At 66.5% G+C, this 8248-nt stretch carries 7 protein-coding genes and 1 pseudogene; 2 read left to right on the top strand and 6 right to left on the bottom strand.

Translation table 11 applies throughout. From position 1 onward, the window contains the following. Nucleotides 1–346: 346 nt before the first annotated feature. The 6 genes from AB4061_RS39840 to AB4061_RS39815 form a co-directional block, all read right to left on the bottom strand. Nucleotides 347–1210 (bottom strand): ferritin, encoded by an 864-nt coding sequence (locus AB4061_RS39840; RefSeq protein WP_043342844.1) that lies wholly within the window; start codon nt 1208–1210, stop codon nt 347–349. 219 nt (nt 1211–1429) lie between these two features. Further along, nucleotides 1430–2680: a patatin-like phospholipase family protein gene (locus AB4061_RS39835; protein WP_441641549.1), complete on the bottom strand. Its 1251-nt coding sequence runs from the start codon at nt 2678–2680 to the stop codon at nt 1430–1432. Between the two features lie 61 nt (nt 2681–2741). Beyond that, nucleotides 2742–3629, bottom strand: a complete 888-nt coding sequence (locus AB4061_RS39830) for a PhaM family polyhydroxyalkanoate granule multifunctional regulatory protein (RefSeq protein ID WP_441641548.1) — start codon at nt 3627–3629, stop codon at nt 2742–2744. 69 nt (nt 3630–3698) lie between these two features. Continuing rightward, nucleotides 3699–4502 (bottom strand): enoyl-CoA hydratase/isomerase family protein, encoded by an 804-nt coding sequence (locus tag AB4061_RS39825; protein WP_150993488.1) that lies wholly within the window; start codon nt 4500–4502, stop codon nt 3699–3701. Between the two features lie 275 nt (nt 4503–4777). Further along, a complete protein-coding gene (locus tag AB4061_RS39820; protein WP_441641547.1) occupies nt 4778–5761 on the bottom strand; it encodes a fumarylacetoacetate hydrolase family protein in 984 nt (327 codons plus the stop codon). Between the two features lie 68 nt (nt 5762–5829). Beyond that, nucleotides 5830–6852, bottom strand: coding sequence for a Bug family tripartite tricarboxylate transporter substrate binding protein (locus AB4061_RS39815; protein ID WP_441641546.1), 1023 nt, complete (start codon nt 6850–6852; stop codon nt 5830–5832). Between the two features lie 262 nt (nt 6853–7114). Here AB4061_RS39815 and AB4061_RS39810 point away from each other — a divergent pair, with 262 nt between their 5' ends. Beyond that, nucleotides 7115–7951 carry an IclR family transcriptional regulator gene (locus AB4061_RS39810; RefSeq protein ID WP_441641545.1) on the top strand — a complete coding sequence of 279 codons (837 nt, stop codon included), beginning with the start codon at nt 7115–7117 and terminating at the stop codon, nt 7949–7951. Further along, nucleotides 7911–8248: pseudogene (locus AB4061_RS39805) on the top strand (hypothetical protein); the annotation flags it as partial. The gene AB4061_RS39810 and the pseudogene AB4061_RS39805, both read left to right, overlap by 41 nt.

The raw sequence follows: 8248 nt of genomic DNA, 5'->3' as shown, positions 1-8248 counted from the left end.
CTCGGGATTTCACGAAAAGAGCGGAAAAGAGGGACCCATGTCTGAGTATCGCCTTAAGGCGATGCGAGTTTGGGTCCCGGCCGCTCTTTTCGTGAAATCCCGAGGGGGGGGTCGCCCCATCCGGCGCGCCTTTTTTGCCTACTTTTTTGGCAAGACAAAAAAGTAGGTCGCCGCCCCGCAGGGGTGGTGAAACTGCAGTTGAAGTTGACGTTAAGCCGTTGCAGTTTGCAGTTGCAACCACAACCAACCACAACCCAACACCCCCAAAAAAAACAAAACCCCATCATCCGATGGGGCCCGTCCCGCCGAAGGCGCCAAAACTACACCCCCAGCCAAAAAACCAACTTTATGCCTGCGCCGGCTGCGCACCACCCGCCGCCTGCAACCGCACATTCAATTCCTTCCGATACCGGTTCAAATCCTGCACGGTCTCGAAAGTGCGCTCGAACAGCAGCGACATATTGTGCAGGATCCGCTCGATCACCTTCTTCTCCCAGCCTTCGTCGAAGCGGATCTGCTCGTCGAGCCAGTGCTCGAGCCAGTCCGGGTCCGGCAGGCGCGACTGGATGGTGTCGTTGGGGAACAACGCTTTGTTGACGTGCAGGTTGGTCGGGTGCAGGGGCTTTTCCGTGCGGCGGGCGGAGGCCATCAGCACGCCGATCTTGGCGAAGGCCGAGCGGGCGCTGTCGCCGAACTGGTTCAGGTATTTCTTCATGTAGCGCAGGTAGGCGCCGCCGTGGCGGGCTTCATCCTGCGACAGGGTGCGGTAGATCTGCTTGATCACCGGCTCGGTGTGCCATTCGGCGGCACGGCGGTACCAGTGGTTGAGGCGGATCTCGCCGCAGAAATGCAGCATCAGGGTTTCCAGCGGCGGGGCCGGGTCGAACTCGAAGCGCACTGCGTGCAGCTCTTCTTCGGTCGGCACCAGGTCCGGGCGGAAGCGGCGCAGGTATTCCATCAACACCAGCGAATGCTTCTGCTCTTCAAAGAACCAGATGCTCATGAAGGCCGAAAAGTCGGAATCGTGGCGGTTGTCGCGCAGGAACATCTCGGTGGCGGGCAGGGCCGACCATTCCGTGATGGCATTCATGCGGATCGTCTTGGCCTGGTCGTCAGTGAGCAGGCTCGGGTCGAAGGAATCCCAGGGGATGTCCTTGTCCATGTGCCAACGTACCGCTTCCAGCGATTTGAACAGTTCGGGGTAGAGCATGGTAAGCCTTTGAAATTACGGGCAGATTCTACCAGATGCGAATTATTCCCAATGCCCTTTTTAAGCGCAAAGGAAGGGGGTGTTTGCGGCTGAACCTGCACGATGCCCAATTTATGGGCGAATATCGCGCCTTTCCTTGCTTTTGCTGGTGCGAAAAAGAGCGGTATGCATTGCTCCGCACGAGGTCCGGCGATGCGGCAAACCTGTTGTCACCATAAGTCAGGCCGCTACACCGGCGGGTGGTTCGACATCAAGTGTAACCGTCCGTGCGGGCGTTGCGTTCGTGTCGTCGCCATAATCGGGCGGGATGACGTCATAGAGGAACGCCGCGAGTTCGTGCTGTTGCGCCAGGGCGTCTTTCTCGCCCAGGTCGATCAGGGCCTGGGTGAACTCGGGCTCGAACAGCAGGTAGCTGGCAAAGGCCGCGCCGCGCGCTTCGGTGCCGCCCAACGGCGCCAGCAGGGCGCGCACGGTGCGGGGCAGTTGTTGCACATGCGTCGCGGCAATGGATTCGATGGGCTCGCTGGGCGAGATCGTCATCACTTGCACCGGGCGCCAGCCTTCGCTGTCGTTGGCGATTTCCGGCATGCGCGAGAGCAGGTTGTTAATGTGCTGCAGCCGTTCCAGGTCAGCGCTGAGGCCGTCGAGGAAGATGCTGGCCAGGGCCTGGCCCCCTACCTGCGCCAGCGACGGGTAGCCGCCGGCCGGCACGGTGTCGAACCAGCCGGGACGCTGGCGCGAGGCCGCGCCGATGGCCAGGATGCGAGATGCGCCCAGGTGGATGGCCGGCGACAAGGGCGACATCTGGCGCATGGTGCCGTCGCCGAACCACTCGTGGTGGCCTTCAAGCTCCAGCGGCAGCGCGGGGAACAGGAAGGGGATGGAGGACGACGCCAGGAGGTGGTCCACGCCGATCTTGGCTTCCACGGCCAGCCGCTGGCTGCGGCGCCACGGATGGATGCGGCGGTGTGACTGGTAGAAGGTGACGTGGCGCCCGGTGGTATAGGACAGCGCCGTCACGGCAAAGGCCTGGAGGTCGCCGGCGTCCAGGCTGGCCTGCACCCGCTCGGAGTCGTACAGCTCGCTGAGCAGGCCGCCCAGCGGCGCGTTGTCGAACAGCGCCCGCGGCGCGCGCCGGATGGCCCAGCCGAAGGCCAGCGCGGAGAGCCACCGCGCGCCGGATGCACCCACGCCGACGATGCCGGTGCGGTAAACATCCTCGGCATGGATGCCGCCCCACAGCGCGGCCAGGCTATCGGCCGCGGCGCGGAAGTTGGCCGCGTTGATCGCCATGCCGGCGCCGTTGATGGCGCCGGCCGACGTGCCGCAAATGATGTCGAAGGGAATGCGGCCACGATCGCGGCCGTGCTGCGCGGCTATGCGTGCGAGGCCGCGCAACACACCGGCCTGGTAGGCGGCGCGGGCGCCGCCGCCCATCATGATCAGCGAGGTGGTCTTCACTGCAGGCATCGGCTCCGAAGTTGGATCACGGGGTTCCCCTGGCGTCGCGTGGCTCAGGTGCGGCCCAGGCTCAGGACGGCTCGCCGGAAGTACCGGTCGAGCCGTTGGCGCTGCCTTCTGGCTCGGCGGGCTTGGCCGCCGCGGATTTCTTGCCAGCCGGGCGTGTGGCCTTGGGAGCGGGTTTGGCGGCCGGCTTGGCCCCCGCCTTGGTGCCGGCTGCCTTGCTGGCTGGCTTGTGGGCCGGCCTGGCCTTGCTGGCCGGCGCCTTGCCTTCGGGCTTGGCGGCGGGAGCGGGCGCGGCTTCCGGCGCGGCAGCGCCGGGCATGCCGGGCATGCCAAAGGCGCCCAGGTTGCCGAGATTTCCAAACGGCGACATGCTGGCGGTGGCGGCGCTGCTGGCGATCTGGTTGAACTGCTGCTGCAGCACATCCCACCACAGGCTGGCATCCGGCGGGGTGGCCTCACCCGGGCCGGCAGCGTGGCCGGATGCTGCGGCCGGCTCTTGCGCCTGGCCAGCTTCGGGCGCATCGGGGCCGTTGTCTTCCTCGTCCTCGTTTTCCTCGACCGTGGGCTCGGGCCAGACGCGCCTGGCCGCGGGGGGCTCGGCGGGTTGCTGGTAGGGCGCCGCGCTGGGCGAGTTGGCCGTGCGCGCCACGTTTTCCATCGCGCTTTGCATCGCCTCCGGCGAGAGCGCTGTGCCGATGGTCTGCAGCGCCACCAGCGTGGCGCGCTGCACTTCCAGGCCCTGGATGGTGGTGCGCAGCAGGTTGGTGTTGAGCTGCAGCCAGCCTTCCACGGCCTTGAGGTCGTGGATGCGCTTGTCGACGTCTTCCAGGTTCATCGGTGGGGTCATGGCCTGCAGGCCAGGCATCAGCCCGCCCGGCATGCCGGCGGCACTGCCCCACATCTTGCGGAGGAACTCGAAGCCGTTGGTGAAATCTGGAATCTGGCCGAACATGGTCTCGCCTCCGGGGGTCGGCAGCCGGCGGCGCCGGCTGCGGAACTGCATTGATCGGAACTACCTGCGTTACTCGAACTGCGGCGGCCGCTTTTGCCGCAGGCTGGCTACGCCTTCCTGTACATCGGGGCCGGCAAAGCCCATGAATTCCAGCGCCAGCGAGGCATCGAACGAGGGGCCCGCCATGCGCAGCCAGTTATTCAGCGCGTACTTGGTCCAGCGGATCGCCGTCTGCGACCCGGCGGCCAGCCGGCGCGCCACATCGAAGGCGCGCTCGACCAGTTCCTCTTCGTCCACGGTCAGCGACACCAGCCCGATGCGCTCGGCCTCTTCGCCGCTCACCGACTCGCACAGCATCAGATAGTACTTGGCCTTGGCCATCCCGCACAGCAGGGGCCACACGATTGCGGCATGGTCGCCCGCCGCCACGCCCAGGCGTGTATGGCCATCGACAATGCGCGCGGTCCTGGCCGCGATCGAGATATCGGCCAGCAGGCCAGCCACCAGCCCCGCGCCGACCGCCGGGCCGTGCATGGCCGACACGATCGGCTTGTCGCAATTGATCACGTTGTAGACCAGGTCCCGGGCCTCGTGCCACACGCGGGTGCGGGTGGCGAAATCGTTGGCCATGTCTTCCACCAGCGAGAGGTCGCCGCCGGCCGAGAAGCCTTTGCCTTCGCCGCGGATCAGCGCCACGCGCACGTCCGGATCGGCCGACACATCGCGCCAGATTTCGGCCAGCTCGCGGTGCATATTGGCATCGGCTGTGGCCAGCTTGCGGTTGGCGGACTGTTGCGCACCCATCACGATCTCGAGGATGGGGCCATGCCGGCGCAGGGTCAGTGCCTGGTAGCGGTCGTAGCGTGGCGACAACGGCGCGTTGTCAACGTTGTCTGTGCCGGACGCTAACGGGGTGGACGACGGCTTAGGCGCTTGCGGAGGGATTGCGGTCATGGGGCAACGATGGCGGAGCCATTCCTTGGTGACGCGTGGGGGCCGGGCCGCGAAAAACGGCCCGGGTCGCCGCCGGTGGCTGCCTGGCGCAGTCGACGGCAATTAGCCAACCGTTCGGTCGGTCAATTATAAGCACTCCCCATCGCCGCGCGGCCAACGGCAAGCAGCGTGGCCCGCGGCGCTCCCCCTCAGCCTCAGCCCTTCGCCGACACCAGCTGGTCGATCGCGCCGAACACCGAGCGGCCTTGCGCATCGAACATCTCGATCTTGACCGCGTCGCCGAACTTCATGAAGCCGGTGACCGGCTGGCCGCCGTCGATGATCTCCAGCATGCGCTTCTCGGCGATGCAGCAGTAGCCCTTGCTGCGGTCGACGTTGGAGATCGTGCCGGAGCCGACGATGCTGCCGGCGCGCACATTGCGCGTCTTGCAGATATGGGCGATGAGCTGGCCGAAATCGAACACCATGTCGGTGCCGCAGTCGGGCGCGCCCACCTTCTTGCTGTTCCAGTGGACGGTCATCGGCAGGTGCACGCGGCGCTCGCGCCAGGCTTCGCCCAGTTCGTCGGGCGTGACCGCCACCGGCGAGAAGGCGGTGGCCGGCTTGCTCTGGAAGAAGCCGAAGCCCTTGCCCAGCTCGGCGGGAATCAGGTTGCGCAGAGACACATCGTTGGCCAGCATGATCAGCCGGATGGCGTCGGCGGCCTGCTCGGGCTTGGCGCCCATCTTCACGTCGCCGGTGATGACGGCGACCTCGGCCTCGAAGTCGATGCCAAAGGCTTCGCTGGCGCACACGATATCGTCGTGCGGGCCGATCATGTCGTCGGAGCCGCCCTGGTACATGAGCGGATCGGTCCAGAACTCTGGCGGCATCTCGGCGCCGCGCGCGCGGCGCACCAGTTCCACGTGGTTGACGTAGGCGGAGCCGTCTGCCCACTGGTAGGCGCGCGGCAGCGGCGCCATGCATGCCCTGGGGTCGAAGGCGAAGGGGTGGCGCGCGCGGCCCGCGTTCAGGGCATCGTAGATGTCCTGCAGCTGCGGCGCGTAGAAGCTCCAGTCATCCAGCACGGTTTGGAGCTTGCCGGCGACATCGTTGACGTAGTGGGCGGTCTTCAGGTCGCGCGAGACAACCACGAGCTGGCCGTCGCGCGAGCCGTCCTTGAGGGTGGCGAGTTTCATGTATGCGGTGCGTTAGGAAAAAAGCTGATCAAGCTGAACAAAGCGGAAGAAGCAGAAAATGCAGCCCGCTAGTCTACCGTGATGCCCTTGGCCTTGATCAGCTTGCCCCAGCGCTCGGCTTCGGCATGCGCGTACTGCGCGAATTCCTCGGGCGTGCTGGAGACCGGCTCCACGCCGATGCCTTCGAAGCGCTTCTGCACATCGGCGCTCTTGAGCGCCTTCACCAGCTCGGCGTTCAGGCGGGTCACCACCGGCTTGGGGGTGCCGGCCGGCGCCACCACGCCTTGCCAGGCATAGGCTTCGAAGCCGGGCACGCCGGCTTCGGCCACCGTCGGCACCGTGGGCAGCGCCGTCAAGCGCTTGGGCGTGGCCACGCCCAGCGCGCGCACCTTCCCGGCCGCCACGTTCTGCTGGCCGGAGGCGAGGTCAAGGAACATCAGTTCGACCTGGCCGGCGAGCAGGTCCTGCACCGCCGGCGCGGCGCCCTTGTAGGGCACGTGGGTCATCCTGGTCTTGGTCTGGTCCATGAACAGCTCCATGGCCAGGTGGTGCGGGCTGCCCGCGCCCGGCGAGGCGAAATTCACCTTGCCGGGGTTCTTCTGCACGTATTCGATGGCTTCCTTGAGCGTGCGCGCCGGGAAGTTCGGCGTTGCCACCAGGATCAGCGGAAAGCGCGCCACCATCCCGACATGCACGAAGTCCTTGTCGGCGTTGTAGGGCAGCTTCTTGTACAGCGACGGATTGGCCGCCAGGGTGGCGGTATCGGCGGTCAGCAGCGTGTAGCCATCGGGCTTGCTGTGCGCCACCGCGTCGGCGCCGACGATGGTGGCCGCGCCCGGACGGTTGTCGATCACCACCTGCTGGCCTAGCGCCGGCGTGATGGCCTGGCCCAGCGTGCGCGCCACTACGTCGGTGCCGCCTCCCGCCGGATAGGGCACGACCCAGCGGATCGGCTGGGTGGGCCAGTTGTCGGCGGCGCAGGCGGGCTGGAACGCGGCGGCGCCCAGCGTCAGCGCGGCTAGCAGCGGTGCGGCGCAGGCGCGCCATGCTTGCCGCGCGGGGCGTTGGCCGAAGGGGGAAAGGCGGGTCATCTTCGTCTCCTGTAGAAAGCGGCGGCGCCGCGCCATCTGGATTGCATGGCGGCATGCCCGCGCCGGTATTGGCCGGTGCCGAAGATATCGATTCGCCCCGACCTGTATATGTGCGCTCAAAGTCTACCGACGGTTTAAAAATTGGTAAATCGATTTCGCTATAGTAAATTCTTGGGCATGGCTGCATGATCGCTTTGCATGCGCGTAGCCGGTATGTGTGATCCATGCATATCTTTCTAAATTTCTTGCCCCCCGTTGCCGCATGACCGAACTTGAAGAAGACGATTCCAAGCTGCGTTCCGGCATCCAGTCGATCGAGGTTGGCTTCAAGCTGCTGCAGGCGCTGGCAGCATCGCCGCGCGCCATGATGCTGCGCGACCTCGCCGCCGCCGCCGACATGAATCCGGCCAAGGCACATCGCTACCTGGTCAGCTTCCAGCGGCTCGGCGTGGTGATGCAGGACCCGGTTGGCGGGCGCTACGATCTCGGGCCGTTCGCGCTGCAACTGGGCCTCGCCGGCCTCAATCGGCTCGATCCGGTCAAGAAGGCCCGCCCGATCCTGTCGCAATTGCGCGACGAGATGGACCAGACCATTGGCATTGCCGTCTGGGGCAACCACGGCCCGACCATCGTGCACTGGGAGGAATCCAGCCACCCGGTCACGGTCAGCCTGCGCCTGGGCGACGTGATGCCTATGCTCAACTCCGCCACCGGCAGGCTGTACGGCGCCTACCTGCCGAAACAACAGACGCGGCCGCTGGTCGAACGGGAACTGGCGGAGCGCGGCCATGACGATATTCCGGACCTGCCGCGCTCACTGGCCGACTATGACGTGGTCTGCGACGACGTTCGCGCCCATGGCGCGGCGCGGGTCAAAGGTGGCGTGCTGCCGGGCATCAATGCGTTTTCGATGCCGGTGTTCGACGCCAACGGCCACGTGGCGATGGCGCTGATCGTGCTGGGCGCGCAGAGCGTATTCGATGCAGAATGGGGCGGTGCGGTTGACCGTCATGTACGCGATATTGCCCGGCAGATTTCTTCGGAGCTTGGTTATCTTGGTGGCAGCCCGACGAGCGGGCCGAACGGCCCTTCCCCGTAAGCCTACCTCGCGCCGCCTGCGCTGGGCGGTTGCGCTTGCGCTGGTGCTGGCCGCCCACCTGCTGGCGGTGCTGGGCCTGCTGCATATGCCCGGGCTGCCGCGGGACCCGACCGCGCCGCCGCCGCTCGAAGCCATCCTGCTGCCGCCGCCGGCGCCACCGGCACCCGTAGCGCCGCCTCACCCGGCGCCGGCCGCACCAAAGCGGCCCCCGGCGGCGCGTACCGAGCCCACACCCGCACCCCCGCCCCCGGTTGAAGCACCCGCCGCCCCTGAGGCGCCAGCGTTGCTTGCCACGCC

It is taken from the genome of Cupriavidus sp. YAF13, assembly GCF_052113425.1.
Lineage (GTDB): Bacteria > Pseudomonadota > Gammaproteobacteria > Burkholderiales > Burkholderiaceae > Cupriavidus.
Note: the sequence above shows the minus strand (reverse complement) of the source record. Positions and strands in the feature narration are given on the sequence as shown.